The sequence below is a fragment of the Bradyrhizobium sp. CIR18 genome (assembly GCF_014198295.1).
GTDB lineage: Bacteria > Pseudomonadota > Alphaproteobacteria > Rhizobiales > Xanthobacteraceae > Bradyrhizobium.
In genome coordinates this window covers 560136-578971 of the sequence record NZ_JACIHF010000003.1, presented here as the reverse complement: position 1 = coordinate 578971, position 18836 = coordinate 560136, and the positions used below count along the sequence as shown (strand labels likewise).

19 protein-coding genes are annotated in these 18836 nt (G+C 57.1%); 17 read left to right on the top strand and 2 right to left on the bottom strand.

What is annotated here, in order from left to right:
* Positions 1-3: 3 nt before the first annotated feature.
* The 9 genes from GGD65_RS15610 to GGD65_RS15570 all read left to right on the top strand — a co-directional run bounded on the left by GGD65_RS15610 (position 4) and on the right by GGD65_RS15570 (position 12760).
* Positions 4-5850: a DEAD/DEAH box helicase gene (locus tag GGD65_RS15610; protein WP_183235818.1), complete on the top strand. Its 5847-nt coding sequence runs from the start codon at positions 4-6 to the stop codon at positions 5848-5850.
* Entirely contained in the window at positions 5843-6862 is a 1020-nt protein-coding gene (locus tag GGD65_RS15605; protein WP_183235817.1) for an HNH endonuclease, read from the top strand. The genes GGD65_RS15610 and GGD65_RS15605 overlap by 8 nt, the downstream gene beginning before the upstream one ends.
* 575 nt (positions 6863-7437) lie before the next feature.
* Positions 7438-8709 carry an integrase family protein gene (locus GGD65_RS15600; RefSeq protein ID WP_183235816.1) on the top strand — a complete coding sequence of 424 codons (1272 nt, stop codon included), beginning with the start codon at positions 7438-7440 and terminating at the stop codon, positions 8707-8709.
* A gap of 88 nt (positions 8710-8797) precedes the next feature.
* Positions 8798-9604, top strand: a complete 807-nt coding sequence (locus GGD65_RS15595; RefSeq protein ID WP_183235815.1) for a hypothetical protein — start codon at positions 8798-8800, stop codon at positions 9602-9604.
* Positions 9605-9727: 123 nt separating this feature from the next.
* Positions 9728-9982 (top strand): hypothetical protein, encoded by a 255-nt coding sequence (locus GGD65_RS15590; RefSeq protein ID WP_183235814.1) that lies wholly within the window; start codon positions 9728-9730, stop codon positions 9980-9982.
* A 279-nt stretch (positions 9983-10261) separates the two neighbouring features.
* Positions 10262-10534 (top strand): hypothetical protein, encoded by a 273-nt coding sequence (locus GGD65_RS15585; RefSeq protein ID WP_183235813.1) that lies wholly within the window; start codon positions 10262-10264, stop codon positions 10532-10534.
* A 65-nt stretch (positions 10535-10599) separates the two neighbouring features.
* A complete protein-coding gene (locus GGD65_RS15580; protein WP_183235812.1) occupies positions 10600-12144 on the top strand; it encodes an AAA family ATPase in 1545 nt (514 codons plus the stop codon).
* A complete protein-coding gene (locus GGD65_RS15575) occupies positions 12141-12443 on the top strand; it encodes a hypothetical protein (protein WP_210317027.1) in 303 nt (100 codons plus the stop codon). Before GGD65_RS15580 ends, GGD65_RS15575 begins: the two co-directional genes overlap by 4 nt.
* A complete protein-coding gene (locus tag GGD65_RS15570) occupies positions 12440-12760 on the top strand; it encodes a helix-turn-helix domain-containing protein (protein WP_183235811.1) in 321 nt (106 codons plus the stop codon). The genes GGD65_RS15575 and GGD65_RS15570 overlap by 4 nt, the downstream gene beginning before the upstream one ends.
* Positions 12761-12803: 43 nt before the next feature.
* On the opposite strand, the gene GGD65_RS15565 is transcribed toward GGD65_RS15570, so the two are convergent.
* Positions 12804-13310, bottom strand: coding sequence for a hypothetical protein (locus tag GGD65_RS15565; RefSeq protein ID WP_183235810.1), 507 nt, complete (start codon positions 13308-13310; stop codon positions 12804-12806).
* A 15-nt stretch (positions 13311-13325) separates the two neighbouring features.
* Positions 13326-13934 (bottom strand): hypothetical protein, encoded by a 609-nt coding sequence (locus GGD65_RS15560; protein WP_183235809.1) that lies wholly within the window; start codon positions 13932-13934, stop codon positions 13326-13328.
* A gap of 246 nt (positions 13935-14180) precedes the next feature.
* On the opposite strand from GGD65_RS15560, the gene GGD65_RS15555 reads away from it, so the two are divergent.
* The 8 genes from GGD65_RS15555 (at position 14181) to GGD65_RS15520 (ending at position 18763) form a co-directional block, all read left to right on the top strand.
* The gene (locus GGD65_RS15555) at positions 14181-14363 is read left to right on the top strand and encodes a hypothetical protein (RefSeq protein ID WP_183235808.1); all 183 of its coding nucleotides are present in this window, start codon (positions 14181-14183) and stop codon (positions 14361-14363) included.
* Positions 14363-15409, top strand: a complete 1047-nt coding sequence (locus GGD65_RS15550) for a hypothetical protein (protein ID WP_183235807.1) — start codon at positions 14363-14365, stop codon at positions 15407-15409. The genes GGD65_RS15555 and GGD65_RS15550 overlap by 1 nt, the downstream gene beginning before the upstream one ends.
* Before the next feature lie 8 nt (positions 15410-15417).
* The gene (locus GGD65_RS15545) at positions 15418-15624 is read left to right on the top strand and encodes a hypothetical protein (protein WP_183235806.1); all 207 of its coding nucleotides are present in this window, start codon (positions 15418-15420) and stop codon (positions 15622-15624) included.
* Positions 15611-16057, top strand: a complete 447-nt coding sequence (locus tag GGD65_RS15540; RefSeq protein WP_183235805.1) for a DUF5681 domain-containing protein — start codon at positions 15611-15613, stop codon at positions 16055-16057. The genes GGD65_RS15545 and GGD65_RS15540 overlap by 14 nt, the downstream gene beginning before the upstream one ends.
* A gap of 220 nt (positions 16058-16277) precedes the next feature.
* The gene (locus GGD65_RS15535) at positions 16278-16670 is read left to right on the top strand and encodes a hypothetical protein (protein WP_183235804.1); all 393 of its coding nucleotides are present in this window, start codon (positions 16278-16280) and stop codon (positions 16668-16670) included.
* Positions 16667-16861: a hypothetical protein gene (locus GGD65_RS15530; RefSeq protein ID WP_183235803.1), complete on the top strand. Its 195-nt coding sequence runs from the start codon at positions 16667-16669 to the stop codon at positions 16859-16861. Before GGD65_RS15535 ends, GGD65_RS15530 begins: the two co-directional genes overlap by 4 nt.
* 134 nt (positions 16862-16995) lie before the next feature.
* Positions 16996-17409, top strand: a complete 414-nt coding sequence (locus tag GGD65_RS15525) for a hypothetical protein (protein WP_246783284.1) — start codon at positions 16996-16998, stop codon at positions 17407-17409.
* Between the two features lie 598 nt (positions 17410-18007).
* Positions 18008-18763: a hypothetical protein gene (locus tag GGD65_RS15520; RefSeq protein WP_183235802.1), complete on the top strand. Its 756-nt coding sequence runs from the start codon at positions 18008-18010 to the stop codon at positions 18761-18763.
* Positions 18764-18836 lie beyond the last annotated feature (73 nt).

The window sequence follows — 18836 nt, the reverse complement described above, 5'->3', positions numbered from 1 at the left end:
CCGGTGCTTGATCCAATTGGCGGATTTGAGAGGATTCAGGATTTTCTTCTGTCTTATCTCGACACAGCGTTCCGCGTTCGAGAGACTGGACTAGCGGCGGCTCGCACCGCCTTGCTCCAAAGCGCTGGATCATTGGCGACGGTCCCATTTCTCGAACCTGTGCCTCGCTACAGGCCGGCGGGTTGGCGTTTAGAACGGATTGTTGAAAATTTCAGGGAAAATCCTCTGCAACACTTTTCTCAGGAAGCGCGTGTTGCTTTCGCCGAGCTTGCTTTGTCGGGGCTGTTTCCAGGCGAGGACGACCTTACTGGTCGTGTAAAGCGTAAGGCACGCTTCGATGCGTTCACTCACCAGGTCGCCATGCTCGAAAGAGGCACTCGACCGGGCCACCCAGGAATAGTGACGTCGGGCACAGGCTCGGGCAAGACTGAATCGTTTATGCTCCCGATTTTGGCAGCGATCTCTAATGAAGCGGTGCACTGGTCGCCGCCAAAGGCCAATTATCTGGGAGGCAGATGGTGGGATCGTGAACAAAGCTCGTTTGAGTGTAGGAGGTTGAATGAAGCGCGGCCTAGCAGCGTTAGGGCATTGGTCCTCTATCCGATGAATGCGCTCGTCGAGGATCAGATGACGCGATTGCGAAGAGCCCTAGATTCGCCAGAGGCTCGTGCGACGATGGACCGACGATTTCGTGGGAATCGCATTTTTTTCGGCCGTTACACGAGTGCAACTCCAGTGACCGGTCATCTTGTACATCCCCGCCGAACGAATGCTGCCGAACAGAAGCGTAAGAAAGATAAAACAGAAGAGCTCGCCCAAGCCTTTCGTGCGATACAATCAATTCAACAAGAGGCGCGCGACTACGACGAGAAGTCTCCGTTGGAAGAGGCTACACGCTATCTCTTTCCATCAATTGATGGCAGCGAGCTCTGTAGTCGCTGGGATATGCAGCACTATCCGCCCGACATTCTGGTAACTAACGTCTCCATGCTAAGTGCGATGCTCTCCCGCGAGGTCGAGGATCGGATCTTTGATGAAACCCGAAAGTGGCTAGAGTCTGAAGCGGAAGCATACTTCTACCTCGTACTGGACGAACTTCATCTGATACGTGGCTCTGCTGGTACTGAAATAGCTGGCCTCGTGCGGGCTCTCGTTCAACGATTAGGTCTCAATACTCCCGAGCATCGCCACAAGCTGCGAATACTTGCATCCAGCGCATCGCTGCCGTCTCAGGGCCCTGAAGGAGATCGAAGCGTAAAATATCTAAACGACTTTTTTGCAAACCTTGGGACGTTTGAGAGCGAGAAGTCCCTGGGTGCAACATCGCCGGAATTTTGGCGTAAGTGCATTGTTCCCGGCCACCCCGTTGTACCGGAGCGGCAGGGGCCTTCCAGGTTAGATCCAGAGCCGTTCTGCGCTCTTGTTAAACTTATTGGAGCGGAAGGCCTTATAACGGACATTCCAAACAACGAAGCGAGCAAAAATCACATCCGAAGAATTCACGAACTGTTCTTCCCCAATCAAAGCTCAACCGAGTTTTCGGTAGCATTGCCGAGAGCGATCGAGGCGGCGGCATCTACCCTTGTGCGGGCGTGTATAAAAGACGGCGATCCCGACAGCCTGCGCGCGACAAGTCTTGAGAATATTGCACAGCGACTATTTGGGACGAACGACTCAAAAGCAATGCAGGCTCTGCGAGGATTGCTGATTCTGAGGGGTTTGGGCGACAGAGCCAAACAAATCTGCAACCAAAGTATTGATGAAACCACACCCAGCTTCAGAATGCATATCTTTCTTCGAAGCTTAGAGGGAATGTTCGCGACGCCAAGGAACCAGGAGGGCCAAATATCATTCGATGGCGTGTCCGTCGAACGTGGAACTACATACACGTTTTCCGAGGACCTAGGTTATCGACGCTCGTTTGAGCTCGTTTATTGCGAAGCTTGCGGAGAAGCGTTTGTCGGCGGGATGAGAGGACAGGGAGCCTTCGGAGCCGCGGCTGTTGAGTTGTTGCCGGCTTCGCCGATGCTAGAAAATCTTCCTGAAGCTGCAGCATCAGGTCAGTATGAAGACTTAAGCTACGAAGATTTTGCGATATTTTGGCCGAAGAACGAAACTCCGGTTAACGTTGGGCAGGGAGAGGTCTGGAGCGACGCTTCCCTCGATACCCGAACGGGATTGGTGTCGCCGCCCAATGCGTCTTTAGATCCTTGTCTTATAGCGGGAAAGCTCTACCGGCGGGTGGGTCAGTTTAGCCACCAGAGGGGACCGCGTTCAGCAGGGACCGCTGGACCGGATTGTTGCCCTGCCTGTGGCACCGACTATACGCAACGCAAGAAGCCGCGTTTCTCGCCCATCAGAAGCTTTCGCACTGGCTTCGGTCAAACGTCTCAACTCGTGGCCACGGAAATTTTTGAACTATTACAGGCCGGCGGCATGTCCGCGAAAGCTATCGTATTCTCAGATAGTCGACAGGATGCCGCAAATTCGGCGCTTAACATCGAGCGCCGGCATCATCAAGATTTGCGGCGACAAACTGTCATCGAGACAGCGAGGCGATATCAGAGCCAGCGGCGTTCTGGGCCATCTCGTGAACAGTTAGAACTTGAGTGGAATAAAGCCATTGCAGAAAAGCAATATGCTCGCGTAACTGAGCTTAGCGCTAAGCTTGGGTCTCTTCCGAAAGAGGTTGATGAACGGCGCATTCCACTCGCGGAACTAATCGAACAGCCGATTGCTTCCGCGCGTCCGGGCCATCCTACTAGCCCGATGCTAAATGAGCTCATTCGACTGGGGGTCCATCCCACCGACGACGCGGGCGTGGGAAAGATCAATGGCTTCGATTGGCCCCAGCTGTTCACGCGCGCGCCTGATGGTTCTTTTCGATGGCGTATTGAAGGGGCGGATGCCACGGCCCTGCAAGGGGCCCGGACGGAGGTGCTAACCGAACAAGAGCCCTACATTGATGAAGTGCTATTTTCCAAGACCTACTTCGCCTTGGAGGAGACGGGCCTTGGCTACGCGTCTCTGTTCGAAACCGCGCATCCGGACGCGAACAGGTTAGATGCTTGGTTGAGGGTATTTTCTGACGCGTACCGGGTATCATCCAATCGATGGGTCACAGACGACACGAAATTGTGGCCCGGAGTTGATCAAATTCCTCGCACAAACACGAACCGAGTTCGTCGCTTTGCAGGCGCCTCAAAGCCAGATGATCCAGAGGAAGAGCTTCGCGTGCTGTTGGCGAAGTTGACCGCTCTCGGCCATTCCAACGGAATTATTGATGCATCTAAGCTGAACATCTATTTAACTAGATCTGGTGATCCATACCGCCGGTGCGATGGCTGTGGACGAGTACATCTGCACTCTGGTACGGGCTTCTGCACACGATGCTACAAAAAACTGCCTGCAGAACCAACAGGACCTGTAGACGATCTGTGGCGATCGAATTTTTTGTCCAGGCGGATTGTTCGCGGCGAAGCGGAGATGGTTCCTTCGTTCCGCCTGCGTTGTGAAGAGCTCACTGGGCAAACGAGTGAGCCAGCCGAACGGCTGAGGAGGTTCAGAGGCATTTTCGTCAGTGCTGATTCCAGCCAAGACGCTGCACTTGAGCGCGCAGCTAGCGAAATCGACATGCTTTCAGTCACAACGACGATGGAGGTCGGGATCGACATCGGTGCGCTGCAGGCAGTCTATCAGGCTAACATGCCGCCACAGCGCTTCAATTATCAGCAGCGCGTTGGTCGAGCGGGTCGAAGAGGGCAGGCGTACTCTTTAGTCGTAACGCTATGCAGAAGCAGAAGTCATGATCTTCATTATTTCCGCAATCCGAAAGCGATAACTGGGGATAAGCCTCCTCCACCATTCCTGGCGACGGATCATTTAGACATTCCCCTTCGCTTATTGCGGAAGGTGTGGCTCTCGGCGGCTTTTGCCAACATGCGGCGTGAGACCGTTCCTTGGCCCGGAGATGATAACCCACCTGACATACACGGTGAATATCTTTTGGCGTCTGAATTCTACGCGACGGGTACACCTTGGGCTTCTCAGTTGCGAAGCTCGCTCGAAAGCACCGTCGGCATCAGGGATTCGTTCGCGTTAGCTTTGGGCGCCGGAATCATGGACCGCACTAGCAGCTTATTGGCCCGTGCTTCGGTCGATACGATCATGTCCGAGATCGACTCGCTTTCTGAAGCAGGACAGATATTTGATGGAGGGCTTGCCCAGTTTTTGGCGGAGTTCGGCTTGCTTCCGATGTATGGGATGCCGACGCGAGTGCGCCCATTGTATCTTGGATTGGAGGCGGCCGCTAATGACGGGCTGGCGTGGGATAGCATCGACCGAGACATGGACGTGGCCATCTACGAGTTTGCTCCCGGCCAAGCTCTAGTAAGGGACAAACGGCTTCATCAGCCGATCGGCTTTACAGGGTCCCTTCCAAAACCTCGTCGTTGGAAGGCCGGACTATTTGCGCCCGTGGACCCGACTGCCCGCTGGTTTACTGAAGCTTGGTTCTTGGCAAAGTGTCCGAGATGTCAAGGCACAGCGTCGCGCCAACCTGCACCGTCGGATGCCGTCCTTTGTGCAGACTGCTCAAGTCGAATTGAACGCGATGCGTTCCGGCGGTATTTTGTACCTGCAGGTTTCAGGACTGACTTTCACCCTCGGAAGGTGGATGAGAACGAGCGCACTGAGGTGTTGCGCCGCGTGGTGGTTGCAGAAATAGCCGAAGTAGCTACCGCTCCAGTGACTAATACGAACATGACCATGCATGCCGGAACGGGCGCAGTCGTGCTCAGACTAAATGACGGTCCTGCAAATAACGGAGGAGCGGGCTCAAGGGGCTACGATGTTCGGCACGTTCACGATCAAGCACGTACTCCGAATAGAGCTGGATCATTTCGTCTGCGCAATCAGTTCGTTGACGTAGCCGCTTACGACAAAAATCCTAGTCGTTGGGAATTGGGTGCTCCCGATGTAGAACAGGGCATTCGGCTTATGTCTCGAAAGTCGACAGATGCTCTCTGGCTCGGTCTGCAGGAAGTGCCGCCAGGTCTGGCGCTGGCGCGGATAGGTCGTGAACAATGGCAGACTAGTGTCAGAGCAGCAGCTCTGAGTGCGACGCAAATCATTGTTCAACGTGCAGCGCTTGAATTGGACCTGGCACCGGAGGAGTTCGAAGCCTTGGAGCCGCGCCTCAGAGAGGGTAAGCCGCTTCTGCAAATTTCTGATTTTTTGGTGAATGGAGCTGGATTCTGTCAAAGGCTATCAGAGCGCACTGAAGGCGGCGAGCCGCTTGTAGTGAATCTGATTCGGTCCGTCTTGGATAATCCTGATGACATCTTAGTGCGCTCATACTTTGACGCGACGCACCGTAAAGAGTGCGCGCAAGCCTGCTATCGTTGCCTACAGCGCTACAGCAACCGCAGCTATCACGGCCTTTTGGATTGGAGGCTTGGAATAGGATTTTTACGCGCGATGATTGATCATGACTATAATTGCGGCTTGGACGGCAATTGGAAACGGTACCGTGAATTAGAGGATTGGCTCGCGTTTTCAAGTGTGGCGGCTCGCGAGCTAGTCCGCATACAACCCACGACTAGGTCTTTTCGCGAATACGGGAAGTACAGGTTGCCGGGAGTACAAGTTCAAAGGAATGGTCATACCGAGAATTATGTCGTGGTCCATCCTTTTTGGAGTATCAAACCGCAATCGATCTTGGTCGAGCCCTTCCAAAGCATAATTGCGGATGCGGGGGCATTACCGACCTTCTTCGTGGACGCATTTGACGTTGTGCGAAGGCCTATTCACGCTTTGGATTTTGCGAGAGAGCGGCCCGCTGATGAGTGAGAAACCGATCGACGTAACAACGCAAATTATGGACGGTCGGCGTGCGTGGCTGGCGATGGCATTCGATGACGCTTCAAGTCCATATGATGATCAAGTCGGGGTTCACTACGATTACGATAGTAACGTTCAGAACCATAAGCAGGTGAAAGCGGGAGACTTGCTCTTTGTACGCTCAAGAACCGAGTTGCAGGGAGTTGGGCGGATCGGCCACATAGAAATGTCCTACGGGGAGAAAGTAATCGCCCGCTGTCCGTCATGTGGGCAGATGGTTCAGTCCAGAAAATGGACCGAGCGCGGTCGATGCAAAAGAGGGCATGAATTTATAGCGCCGAAATTGACCACTATGGAGGTTAGAAAGTTTCGGGCTCATTTTGATCGCGACTGGATGCCTACCGCTCGACCCGTGAGTAATATCGAGCTCAAGCGGTTTCACCTCCGGAGGAGTAACCAACTTGCAATTATGCCTGTCGCGTTGGACGAGATCGTAAGCTTTGTTGGAAGTTGGGAAGGACGGGAATCGTATCAAAGATTGGTCGGCTGGCTCCGAGACGTTCGCACGCCTTATGTTGAAGATGGCGAGCCCGACTTAACGCCACCTGGTGAAGACCATCGAGTATCAGCCTTACGCGCAATACGCTTACGACGGGGCCAGCAGACTTTTAGACTTGCGCTACTGGAGCAATACGCGAGCAGGTGTGTCATTTCCAATTGCAGTGTGGTTGAAATATTGGAGGCGGCTCATATACGACCTTATCGGGGAGAGGGAGACCACCATCCGTCCAACGGGCTGCTTTTAAGAAGCGATCTCCACACACTCTTCGATTTAAACCTCATTGCGATAAATCCCGAGGACGGGCTGGTGTCAGCCAGCGAAAGACTTGCAGATAGTGAGTATATGCAATTTGACGGCCAACAGCTCTTTGTAGAGCCGAGCCGCTTTCCAGATCGCAGCGCTCTTCGCGCTCGATGGCTGGAGTTTCAGGCTCAAGAGATGTGCTCCAGGGGGCGCTAAATCGTTTTTCCTAGGCTATGTAAAAGAAGGGGCCCTCAAAAAGCGAGGCCGGGGACCGCCGGGGGCCCTGTCCATATGGGGGCGGGGATACCCGGTAAGGCTTGAGCCACCGTTTGTTTTGTGGCGAGGCAAAAGCACCTGAGCTGCCGACACAGAGGTTGAGCTGTCTCCATAGCTACCGTTCGCGGAGGTACGCCCTTCGGCACGCACTCGCCAGACCTAGCCGCGGCCGGAATATCCCATGATGCTTTCGATGAACGAAGTTTGTCCGGTCACTTCGCCCAATCGCTCACCGATTCGACCAGCTGGTAGCCCCTTGGTAGCCACCGCGATGCAACCGAAAAAACGATGGAGCTAAGTGCTTGTAAATATGGCGCACCCGACACGATTCGAACGTGTGACCTTTGCCTTCGGAGGGCAAGGGTGAATTGATTGCCCTTGCTTACCTGAAATCCCTTGGAATTGATAGCCCTCACATATAGGGTAAAACAGCCTGATTTGGGGGCTACGGTCGTTTCCTCAGATTTCCCCCGTTTTCCGGCGCCTGCTTACCCGGTGCTTACCTCGAGGGAATCTTGCCCAAACTAACCAAGCGCGTGGTCGATGCCGCGGAATCGACCGGAGACGACGTCTTCGTATGGGATGACGAGCTCCGGGGCTTTGGCCTGCGCGTGAAGAAGAGCGGGGCCAAGTCCTTCCTGGTGCAGTACCGGAATGCCAATGGCCGCAGCCGCCGGCTGACTTTGGGGCGCTACGGCGTGCTGACCCCCGAGGAGGCTCGCCGAGACGCCAAGCTGGCCTTGGCAGACGTGGTGAGGGGCGCAGATCCGGTCGAAAGCAAGAAGCTCGCCCGCGGCGCCATGACCGTCGAGGAACTATGCCGCGAGTACCTGGATAAGGCCGAGCGGGGGCTCATCCTCACGCGGCGGGGCGAGGTCAAAAGCAAGACGACCCTGTACAGCGATAAGGGCCGCATTGAGCGCCACATCATCAAGCTGATCGGCAAGAAGACCGTGAAGGGCTTCACCTCCACAGACGCAAAGGGCCTCCAGCGCGACATTATCGCGGGCAAATCCGCGGCCGACGTGAAGACCAAAACCCGGGGCCGGGCGATTGTGACTGGCGGGAGGGGAACAGCAGCCAGGACGATGGGGCTGCTGGGCGGCATCTTCAGTTACGCCGTCGACGAGGGCTATCGACCCGACAATCCGGTTAGCGGCATTCGGCGTCCCAAAGACCAAACCAGAGAGTGGCGCCTGGATGACGCCGGGTATCGCCGGTTGGGTAAGTGCCTCGCCACCGCCGAGGCAAACGGCGAGCATTGGCAGCGCGTACTCGCGAGCCGGACATCCGCCATGACTGGTTGCCGATTGGACGAGGTGGAGGGATTGCTGAAGACCGAGGTGGACACCACCGGGATGGCCCTTCGCCTCGGCGATAGCAAGACTGGCAAGAGCATCCGTCCTGTCGGGCCGGCAGTTATTGCGGTCGTGAAGGCGGCGATGGCCAAGTCCAAGTCGAAATATGTGTTCCCTGCCATAACGACCGACACGAAACACCATACCGGCTTGACGCGATGGCTGCAGAAGGTGTCGGCCAAGGACGTCCCGGGGATCACAAGTCACGGACTGAGGCATTCTTTCAGCTCTACTGCCGAGGATCTCGGCTACACCCTACCAACCATCAAGGCCCTCATCGGCCACTCCAAGAAGGGGAACGTGACGATGGGCTACATTCACAAGATCGATTCGGCGCTGCTCGCAGCTGCCGACCGCATCGCCAGGCACATCGATGATGCCATGAACGGAAAGAAGCAGAACAAGGTCGTCCAGTTTCGGAAGGCCTGACCAATCGACGCGGCTAGGGTAGCTCCCGAAAAGCTGGTCCGCACCAGCCTGCCGCGTCGTCCATATGCGGAGCACAAGCGGAAGTGCAATGGCGGACTTTGTCCCAAAGGGATTCTACGCCCTCGAACGGGCTGTGTTGCTGATAGCGCGGGAGCTGGACGAGCGCCTCTGGGACCATGCCAAGATGACCCTCTCGGAGATTAATGCTTACGAGAGATTGGGGGAAACCTCGCATTTCAAGGATCTCCGGCGGACGCTGGAGGGCATCGAGCTAAGTCTTCGGGATCGCAAGACGGGAGAGCTGCCAGACAACTCGATTGAGGAGCGCTTTAAGTCCTACCAAGAAAGCCAAAAATTGATCCGAACGGCACTGAATGCCGGAGAACTGCGATCCGTTCTGCAATTTGCTCAAACCGGGGAGCGGGTTGATCAACCACCTGAGTCTTGGGCACAAGACACGGCGATGAATTGGTTCGACGATGGCTTGACCTATGTGGCGACCGGCAAGATGCGCCGGATTCCGTTCGGTCCTTATGTTCCTGGTGCGCCCGACGACGTCAACTTCATCGACGAGCCAGACGGCCTTTGGGCCACTATTCTAGTCGACGCCGATTCGTTTTCAGATTGGTATTATTCGTCGTCTGGCCCCATGGCCGAGGTTGAAGTTAGAGAGCGCGACAAGGGCGGGCGCCCGCTCGAATATGACTGGGATGCGGTCAAGGAATATGCCCTTGGCTTGGTGAAGCAGCACGGTCGACCAGGGCGTACGAATAAGCGACTGCCAAGCAAGAGTCAGCTCGCCGAGGCGGTCATGAACGAGTGGGCCAAGAAGGGTGTCGATTTGGCCGAGCCAACCGTTCGCCGCTACATCACGGCTTGGCTAAAGGACCTCTGATCATAACCTCCGGTCAGGGGTTATGATCAGTTACGGGCGGGTTCTGAGCGGCTTTCGTGCTCGCGACTATGCGAGAGGTTTCACGTCGACGAAGAGGATTCCCCTCAGTTGATGAGAGACCCGATGAAAGAAAACGCTGAAATCAACCCCGAACGCCTGCTGCGGCGTGCTCAAGCAGCGAAATATGTTGTCGAGACCTACAATGTCCCGTGCTCACCCAAGACGCTGGCAAAGCTTGCTTGCGTGAGTTCGGAAGGCCCGCCCTTTCGGTTGGCGGGACGCTTTCCCCTCTACCCGGTCTCCGGTCTCGACGCATGGGCACAGAAGAAGATTGGACCCTTGGTCCGGTCGACGTCTGAAGTCCGGCGCGTTGCTTAACTTAACCCCCCTCCAACGAAAAAGCCCGGCAGCACGTCCCAATCCTGTGGCGGGACAGACGTGCACCGAGCTTTCTTAGAAAGCAGTCTAGATGAAGACCTATAGCAAACAGCGGCCCCAAATCCAACCGGTTTCCGACCTGCCGTTATTCTCCTGGCGGGCAGCCGTCCGCAGGCCGGCCACCCCCGCCGGTCACTTTATCTGTCGGCGATACCGCGTGCATCCCGCTGTGGCCGACCTGATCGCAAACCTCGCCGGCATCGGATCGGGGGTGGAGCAATGAGCAGCATCACCATCCAGAAATCGGACGGGTCACGTCGAACCTTCACGGGCCGCCAAGCTTGGATGCTGCGGAGGCTGATCGACGCCGGATCGACCGGGATCACCCTGCTGGAAACCCCAGGTCCCAGGTGCTCGCACTACATCTACATGCTGAGGAAAGCGGGATTGAGCATCTCGACCACCAGCGAACCGCACGCCGGGGCATTTCCGGGCATGCACGGCCGCTATCGGCTCGAAACCGCCGTCACCGTTGTTGCAGAGGCCGCGTAATGAATTTTCATCACTCACGCGCGCCGCTGACCGCAGCGGAGTTGAAACGGCGTGCCGAAGCGCTGATGGCGAACGGCAACGGCAGGCCGGAAAACCAGGCCGAGGCCGAGGCGGCCGGTTCGGAAGTCGGGGACGAACGGCAGTACGGCCCCACGGCGGCGAAAGTGCTGCGCGACGTCAAGCGCAGCGTTGCGCTGGCATCTCAAGAGGCCAAGTTCGCCGTGTTCACGGAAGCCGCCGCAACGCTGGCGGAAGCCGTGGCGAGCCAATGGGTACCCAAGAACGTGATGGTTGATCGTCTCTCAGAAATCGCCATCGCTCACGGATACTTTGGGCAAGATCGGCGCGAGGTGGAAGAGCTGATCGGCCAGTACGCCGAACGGACCTCGGCCCCGAAGCAGAAGCCCGATCAAACCGCGTCTGGTGCCAAGCCCGCCAAGCGCAGGTTGATTGCGCATCGCGCCAGCGACCTCGAACCGGAGAAGCTCGTCTGGGTCTGGCCCGGCCGCATCCCGGAAGGCAAGCTCGTCCTGTTGGGTGGCCCGCCTGGTTTGGGCAAGAGCCAACTGACCGCATTCATGTCGGCCACTGTCTCCAACGGTGGTCACTGGCCGTGTGGTGAGGGCTCGACGCTTCCGGGAGACGTCATCTTCATGTCCGCGGAGGATGGTGTGCAAGACACCATCATCCCGCGCCTCATGGCGGCGGGGGCAGATCGTGACCGTGTTCACATCGTCTCGGCCGCGACGAAACCGGATGGGACCGGACGGAAGACGTTCAGCCTGAAGACCGACGTCGATCTCCTGGAAGAGATGGCGAGGAAAATCGGCAATGTCAGGCTGATCATCGTCGATCCGATCTCGGCATACATGGGCGGCAGCGACGGCAACGGGAACGTAGAGACCCGGGAAGTGCTGGAGCCCTTGGCCGACATGGCAAACCGTCTGCGCATCGCCGTGGTCGCCGTTACGCACCTCAACAAGGGTGGAGGTGGGGGCAATCAGAGCGCCTTGAACCGGTTTGCCGGCTCGATCGCGTTCGTTGCCGCGGCCCGAGCTGCGTTCGCCGTGATCGAAGATCCGGAGGACGAGGAGCGGCGGTTCTTGCTCCAGGCCAAAAACAATCTCGGCAAGAAGTGCAAGGGGTTGGCCTTCCGGCTCGAGCAGCGCCTGGTCGGCGACGACGTCATGTCGTCGAATGTCATGTTCGAGGGCGACCACGTCAGCGAGTCGATCGACGAAGCCCTGTCAGCCTCGGAGAACCGAGGGGCCAAGAAGGGACAGTCGGGCGGCGGCAAGGACGACGTCATGCAGTTTCTGAGGGACATCCTCTCGGCCGGACCGGTGGACGTTCTGGAGGTCGAGCGTCAGGCGCGGGCGGCGGCGTTGCTTGAGGACGACAAGCGGCTGAGCAAGAGCAAGGCCTTCCGCGATGCTCGGACCGAGCTGGGCATCAAGTCCACCAGGGACGGCTTTGGCCCGGGTTCCCGGTACGTGTTGGAGTTACCGGACGCACCATGGGCGCCCAAAAACCCCATGGGCGCCCCCTCCCAAACAAGGGCGCCTACGGATGATTTGGGCGCCCATGGAGAGGGTGGAGGTCCGCAATGACGCGCCCCAGATCCCGCCTGAAAGATCGGAGAGCCCATTGGCTCTTCCGGTTCGAATGCGACGGCCAGTCTTATACCGGCGGCATCGGCCGGTTCGAAGACGGACGGATCGCCGAGGTGTTCATCAACGGGACGAAGGTCGGCACGGCTGCCGAGACCAACGCTCAGGACGCGGCAATCGTCGCGTCCTTGGCCCTCCAGCACGGCTGCCCGGTGGAGACCATCCAGCACGCTTTGGCTAGGTCAGGTGGCAATGCGGGTCCGCTCGCAACCCTCCTGAATCAGGTGGAGCGATTATGATCGATAATCTCGATCGCTGCTTCGTCCTGACTCCCTACGATCCTGCTGAGGGCCTGACCTTGAAGCAGGCGGCAGAGCGAGCAAAGAAATCGCCAGGTACTATCCGGAACTGGTGTGGCAGCGAAGGCATCGGTCGCCAAATTGGCGGGACGTGGTGCGTTAGCAAGATTGCTCTCGAGATGTACCTCGACGGTGAAGCGAAGGCACTCGGGCGGTATCTGAGCGGCGACCGCGAAAGTAAGGACGTTATCTCATACTTTCACCGATTTGGTCTGCTGCCACAAAAGCCGGTGAACGCGCAATACGGGCTCCCATGACAGAGTCGCCAATCATGCGCGGTTGAAGGAGGTCTTTGCGCTATCATGTGGGGACTAGACGCACAGCGAAACGAATAGCAACGGCGCAGACCCCGGCAATTAGCAATGCCAGTGTATCTCCCAACTCCCACTGTCCTTGGAGCGCCCTAGCAACAATAACGTAGAACATGAACAACAGCAGGGTATGAAACAAGAGAAACGGCAGCCACATGGTCTTGCGGTGAGGAATGGAGAACAGAAGGGAATCGCGTACAGAAGAGGTAGTTTTCCCAAATTCCGCTAGTGTCGCCCGATCCGTGAAAAAGTCCTCCTGTACCGCGCGGATCGTGTCTTGCATTAGCTGCTCTGCAGCGGTTCTCGTCCCTTCAGGAATCCTTGTTAGGCCCTCGTAACCTTTGGAATATCGCTCGACAAGATCAATGACCTTGTTGGCCTGATCTAACGTTCGCGAGAAGCGACCTGCGCGCACCCGAGCTAAAAACCAAGCTACCAACGTGCCGCCGATAGCAGTAGCTAACGCGCTTGCCAGTGGAAGGAGCAGTTCTTTCATTCCTGGCGACCCTGGCTACTTATTACTTTCCCGAATGTACCTACCAAGCGCTTCCTCAGCGGCCGAGATGGCTGTCAGCTCATTCTTCAGGTCTTTCACTAGCGCTGTCATCAGTAAGGTGTTTGGGGCAGTCGATGCCGCCTCCTGAGCAATTCTGCAAAGCGTGTCGACCCGTTTTGCATTAAGATTGATCATCAATTCCTTGAACGCGTCTTCAGCTGCAAATAGATTTCCCTCTTTGGCGAGCCATGTCAGTTCTCGAGTGATTGCCTCGATCTGAGCCAAGGCGTCGGGTATCTTCGATAGACGTAAATCTTCGGAGACTCCCATTCCCGCCGAACTGCCACGTATATGGGCGTCGACAATTTCGATTAGGCGCTGTTTCCAGCTTTCGAGACTGATGATTTCGGCCCGCAGCTGCAGAAGACGCGATCGATTTCTCGTAGCTTGGTTCGTGACGTCGAGGGACGTGAAGTAATTCTTGATTGTCTCCCACGCCCCCGGCAGGACTCCCATGCGAGCTTGCTGAAGGCAGTCTTCCTGTGCAGAGCTGGACGGCGTGGAGTTCGAGATAAGCAAAGTGGTGCAGACAAGCAGCTGGATTAGGCTATAGCGTGTGTTCATAATTGAACTCCCCGTAGCCCGGTGCGCAACCCAAGGTTATCCAATTCGCCGAGATATCGCTAGGCTAATCTGAGCATCTGCAGGCCATCAGCCGCCATTTGCGAGGCCGGCCGTTGCGTGAGCGCCCGAATGAGCCCATCAAAAAAATCACAAAGTTCGCAAGGAAGGCAGAACTCACGCACGCTCCTTCGTTAGTCCGTGTAATTTCAATCACATGCAACTCGCATGTGGCTGTTGGGAATTACCATGGACGATGCGACCAGATTCCAAAGACTAGTCCAGTTTCGAGCCCCTGAGTACCTCTCCGAGGCTATCGACCTGGCGGCAAACAAGCACCTCCAGTCGAAGTCGGAATATATCCGGCAACGCTTGATCGAAAATCTAAAGGCTGATGGTATCGATGTGGTCGCGCTGTCGGGGTGCGCCTGATGGCTATGCGCGGCATTACATCCAGATCGAATTGTCTGATCCTAGGCGCGTTGATCGCGATTTCTGCCACACCGTCCTTGGCTGCGGGCACGATCCCGCTGTCGATGACGCAGCAATTTGACTCGTTGGGAAAGCCTCTCAATGGCGGACAGTTATTCCTGATCCAGGCTGGCACGGTCGGCGCCCCGCAAAATTGCTTCCAGGATTCAGGGCTCAGTATCCCGTGGCCTAATCCGCTCACGTTGGATGCCGCCGGCCGGGTCCCACAGCTGTTCTGCGCTGACGGGTCAATCAAGGTCAGGCTGACGGACAAAAATGGCGTCCAGCAACTCGTTGCGGACAACGTGTTGGTGATTGGCCCCAGCTCGGGTGGTGGCGGCGGAAGCAGCGTCGATCCGACGACTATCTTCCAGACCGGCGCCTTCATGCAGTTTTACGGCACGGGCGTACTGTCTGGCTGGGTTCGTTGCAACGGTCGAACCATCGGGGGTGCTACCTCTGGCGCGACAGAGCGCGCCAATTCCGACACCCAACCCCTATTCGCTTATCTTTGGAGCGCCGATACCAACCTTGCGGTCTCTGGCGGTCGGGGTGTCTCCGCGGCTGCTGACTTTGCGGCTAACAAGACGTTGGCTCTTCCGGATTGCCGAGGCCGCGTCGTTGCAAGTCTCGACGACATGGGCAACTCCGCGGCAGGAAGGCTGACATCGTCCTACTTCGGTACGAGTGGAACTCTGCTTGGCGCCGCCGGCGGTGCTGAAAATCAGACGCTGACAATCGCCCAGATGCCTTCGCACTTTCACTCCGCGAGTATCTACGATCCGGGCCACACGCACGGGCACAACATTACTGGCGTCAGTTCGAGCACAACGGGCGGCGGCGGCTTCACCATCTCTGGCTACGGCACCGCGACCATCAGTGCTGCAGTGACCGGCGTGCGCGTGAACAGCTCCAATGGCCTAGACACCACCTACAGCACCGGTGGCGGCGGATCTCATCCCATCGTCCAGCCGACGATTCTCGCGACGACGTACCTGAAGCTCTAGGATCCTCAATGATCACACTCACGATAAACGAAAAAGACGGGCAACAATTCACCGTGCGCTTTCAGGTGAAGACAATGGATGGGGACCAGCAGGTCTGGCGCGACGGGGATGTGAACCAGGAGGTGGGGAAATCTCAAACCTACGGGATCGATGAGAATTTCAGATTGATCATCGAAGTTCCTACATCTGAGCCGCTCGCCGATGCCGGGAACTGAAAAAACAGCCGAGAAACAGCGGGGGCGGCCTTTTCAAAAGGGACAGTCTGGAAACCCCACTGGACGTCCAAAGGGCGCTCGCAATGTCACCACGCTGGCAATGGAAGCCCTCTTGGACGGGCAGGCCGAGGCGCTAACGCGGAAGGCGATCGACCTAGCCCTTACCGGCGACATGGGCGCCCTCCGACTGTGCCTTGATCGCATCATGCCGGCGCGGAAGGATCGGCCCGTCATCTTCGAACTTCCAACCATCAACAGCGCCCAGGACGCCGCGAAGGTCTCGTCTGCTGTCCTTGCTGCGGTCGCTTCTGGCGACCTCACGCCCGCAGATGCCGGCGAGATCAGCAAGCTGATTGATACATGGGTGAAGGCGTTCGAGACCGCCGAACTCGCTGAGCGGTTGGAGCGGCTGGAAAGGATGACGCACCAATGATGGGTCGAAATCTGCAATCGCGCGTCACCAAGTTGGAAGACCGCCGAAACGCCAAGGTTCGGCCGCCGTATGTCTATCATGTTAGCCAGCCCGTAACTGCAGAGGAGCTTGCTGCAATCGAAGCGGCAAAGGCTATAGGTCATTATTTCATCATCGCACCTTGGCCGTGCCGGACAGTCGAAGAATGGCTATCAATCCATGGCCGTCCCGAGGCCCTTCAATGACCGTGCTTCATCTGGAAACACGGCTGATTAAGTTGGAGGCCAGGACCGCACGTCCGGATGAAATGCTGGTGGTGTGGCGCAGGCCGAGTGGGGAGGTTGCCGAAGCCTTGAAGGGGGCCACCTTTGCCAAAGGAGATAAGGTGATCTGCGCGGAATGGTTCGAGGAGGGCCCAGTGCCGGAGCCGCGGTGGTACCGGGGCCGTTTGAGGTCGGCGATGGGACCGGCCAAATATGCGCAGGTTGAACGCACAATTGAGCGCGTTGCGGAAGGCTCCGCGGCTTCGCGAAACAAGGCCGGTTTCGCACCCTATCCCAACTTCACGGAGGACCGCGCGAAGGAAATGACGGATGCGGAGTTGATCTACGCCATTCTCGGGGTTCGGACGTGAAAGCATCGCTTCAGCGTCGGATCGCTCTTCTCGAACAGGACCGCAGCAACGGCCATCGGCAAATGCATTTCGTGAAGGCAATTGACCAATCCGATAGCGACCGTCAGGTGGCCGAGCTAATCGCCTCCGGGGTCGCCAGTCGCCAGGACGGCTTCCTTTGCCTTACCGGCAAGCGGCCAGACATGGCCTGAAAAGATCAACTCAGTCGATTTGGGGACTTGCCTGCGACTCCAGGTTGTTATTGGATGGCAACCGGGTTGGGGGTAATTTGATGCGCATTTTAGCGGTGCCGGCGCTTTGCCTCATCGTGGCCGGATGTGGGCTCATGGCCCGCAAGGAATTGCAGGAGAAGCAGCAGGCGGCCGTTGCCGAGATGCAGGCCGGGTTCGCCGATTGCAAGGCTCGATTCCCAGACGGATCAAAGCAATATATTGCAAAGCAACAATGCGATAGCGCCGCCGCCCAATCGATTCGTCCATACCTAACCTATCCTGATCTGTTCGATCGCGAGCAAGCTGAGCGAGCTGTCATTGCTGAACGGTTGCAAGCAGGCAAAGTGACTTTGGCAGAAGCAAATCAGCACGCTGCCGCGGTGCATTCGCAGATAGCGGAGGACGAACAACGACGGAATTTGGCCGCTCGATCAGTGGGCGCGCAGGAGTCAGCTGCGGCTGCAGCTTGGCGCGCTTCTGCGCCCGTTTCATGCACAAGGACCGGAAACACGGTGAATTGCTTCTAGGCCAACTATTGCGATGGTGAATTGGAGATCCGTATGTCAACCACGAGTCAGCGCATATTGTGCGGTAATTGCAAATCCGACTTGACCGGACCGGCTGGGCATACAAGCGATTCTATCTTCGTATGCCCAACGTGCGGTGCGTCGGACACCTATGAGAACGTGATCAAGGAGGCACAGGCCTACTTTGAGGAGATGGTGGCCGAGCACCTGGAAAAGCAGATGAAGAATATAGCGCAGGGTAACGAATCTATTACGTACACGGCAAGCTCGCGGCCAAAACGCAAATTCCGCTTCATCTTAGATGATGTCCCGCTAGGCTGATCAGCTGGGCTTGGCGGAATCCTGGAATGCTAAGGCCGCATCAAATGAACGGTTTTTGATTTATGACGCGATCAAATTTCCTGCGCTGGTCGTTCAACGATCAATATACGGTTCTCCAGAGCGAGGAAAACTTCCGCCGCTACGTTTGTGAGAACCTTGATGATATGGAATCGGAGGCGGGCGCCAGGTTCGGTGTTATTCTTGCCGTTCTGATCTTGCAAACAGCGCTTCTTGGTCTGATCCTGTGGAGGGTCTGGTAAGACCGGGATGGCGCTCCATGAAAGACGATGATGAGGACAAGCCGCCTCCTCTGAGAGTCGTAAGCGACAACCCCCGCGCTCGCGCCGACCGGCAGATTGAATGGGCCAAGGTAGAAGCCCAGCGTGCCCTATCACAGTTTGCAGCGGCTCTGCTCCGGACGATGGCGGGCAACGAAACGGAGGCGGCCTATCTCGTCCGGCAGCTTTCCTTCCTCATCCAGGCGATCAAGAAATTTGAGAGCCATGCGGATCGGGGGATGTCAGTTTTCGAATTGCGGGAAGCGCTCCTGCTGCCACGAGCTGAAATGGATTACACGGTCGATGACGATTGGCGCCATCGTCGCTGGCTCCGCGAGGACGGCTTCGACGATATTGTGAAGGGAGCGCTTCGCCTGGCAGCGCATAAGCTTCTTGGCGAAGATCCGGCCTTCGGTGGCATGCATTCCGAAAGAGTGATCGAGCGGGGGATCAAGTCAATCGAGGAATCGAAGCGTCCCCCGCCACCACCAAAGCCGCAACTTCGACAAACCAAGAGAGGGCAGGCGGCGGGTTGGGATGATGTCGTGGATCTCGGGCCACCGACGACCACTCAGCGCAAGTTGGGCGAGCGGCTTGCAGAGGCGATTGAGGCCTCTCACCGCAGCACGGCAGCGCGGAGCACTGGATTTAACCAGGCCGACCTGAAAGAGCTGCGCAAGGCGATCAAGGCGAAGGACAACAAGCGAATAGCCGAACTGACGGCGAAGATTGGAAAGCCTAGATCCGAGGACTAACCTGCCACGAGCCTTATGGTCGGCAAGGGAAAGTCGAGGGCAAAAGCTTCCGCAGCAAGATTGGCGCCTGCTT

Excerpts from the sequence above, each read along its gene's own strand:
- GGD65_RS15545 (WP_183235806.1), top strand. The coding sequence starts at position 15,418 with ATGATCACACTCACGATAAACGAAAAAGACGGGCAACAATTCACCGTG.
- GGD65_RS15565 (WP_183235810.1), bottom strand. The coding sequence starts at position 13,310 with ATGAAAGAACTGCTCCTTCCACTGGCAAGCGCGTTAGCTACTGCTATC.
- GGD65_RS15605 (WP_183235817.1), top strand. The coding sequence starts at position 5,843 with ATGAGTGAGAAACCGATCGACGTAACAACGCAAATTATGGACGGTCGG.
- GGD65_RS15575 (WP_210317027.1), top strand. The coding sequence starts at position 12,141 with ATGACGCGCCCCAGATCCCGCCTGAAAGATCGGAGAGCCCATTGGCTC.
- GGD65_RS15595 (WP_183235815.1), top strand. The coding sequence starts at position 8,798 with ATGGCGGACTTTGTCCCAAAGGGATTCTACGCCCTCGAACGGGCTGTG.
- GGD65_RS15555 (WP_183235808.1), top strand. The coding sequence starts at position 14,181 with ATGGACGATGCGACCAGATTCCAAAGACTAGTCCAGTTTCGAGCCCCT.
- GGD65_RS15520 (WP_183235802.1), top strand. The coding sequence starts at position 18,008 with ATGAAAGACGATGATGAGGACAAGCCGCCTCCTCTGAGAGTCGTAAGC.
- GGD65_RS15525 (WP_246783284.1), top strand. The coding sequence starts at position 16,996 with ATGGCCCGCAAGGAATTGCAGGAGAAGCAGCAGGCGGCCGTTGCCGAG.
- GGD65_RS15560 (WP_183235809.1), bottom strand. The coding sequence starts at position 13,934 with ATGAACACACGCTATAGCCTAATCCAGCTGCTTGTCTGCACCACTTTG.
- GGD65_RS15570 (WP_183235811.1), top strand. The coding sequence starts at position 12,440 with ATGATCGATAATCTCGATCGCTGCTTCGTCCTGACTCCCTACGATCCT.
- GGD65_RS15590 (WP_183235814.1), top strand. The coding sequence starts at position 9,728 with ATGAAAGAAAACGCTGAAATCAACCCCGAACGCCTGCTGCGGCGTGCT.
- GGD65_RS15580 (WP_183235812.1), top strand. The coding sequence starts at position 10,600 with ATGGCGAACGGCAACGGCAGGCCGGAAAACCAGGCCGAGGCCGAGGCG.
- GGD65_RS15585 (WP_183235813.1), top strand. The coding sequence starts at position 10,262 with ATGAGCAGCATCACCATCCAGAAATCGGACGGGTCACGTCGAACCTTC.
- GGD65_RS15540 (WP_183235805.1), top strand. The coding sequence starts at position 15,611 with ATGCCGGGAACTGAAAAAACAGCCGAGAAACAGCGGGGGCGGCCTTTT.
- GGD65_RS15535 (WP_183235804.1), top strand. The coding sequence starts at position 16,278 with ATGACCGTGCTTCATCTGGAAACACGGCTGATTAAGTTGGAGGCCAGG.
- GGD65_RS15550 (WP_183235807.1), top strand. The coding sequence starts at position 14,363 with ATGGCTATGCGCGGCATTACATCCAGATCGAATTGTCTGATCCTAGGC.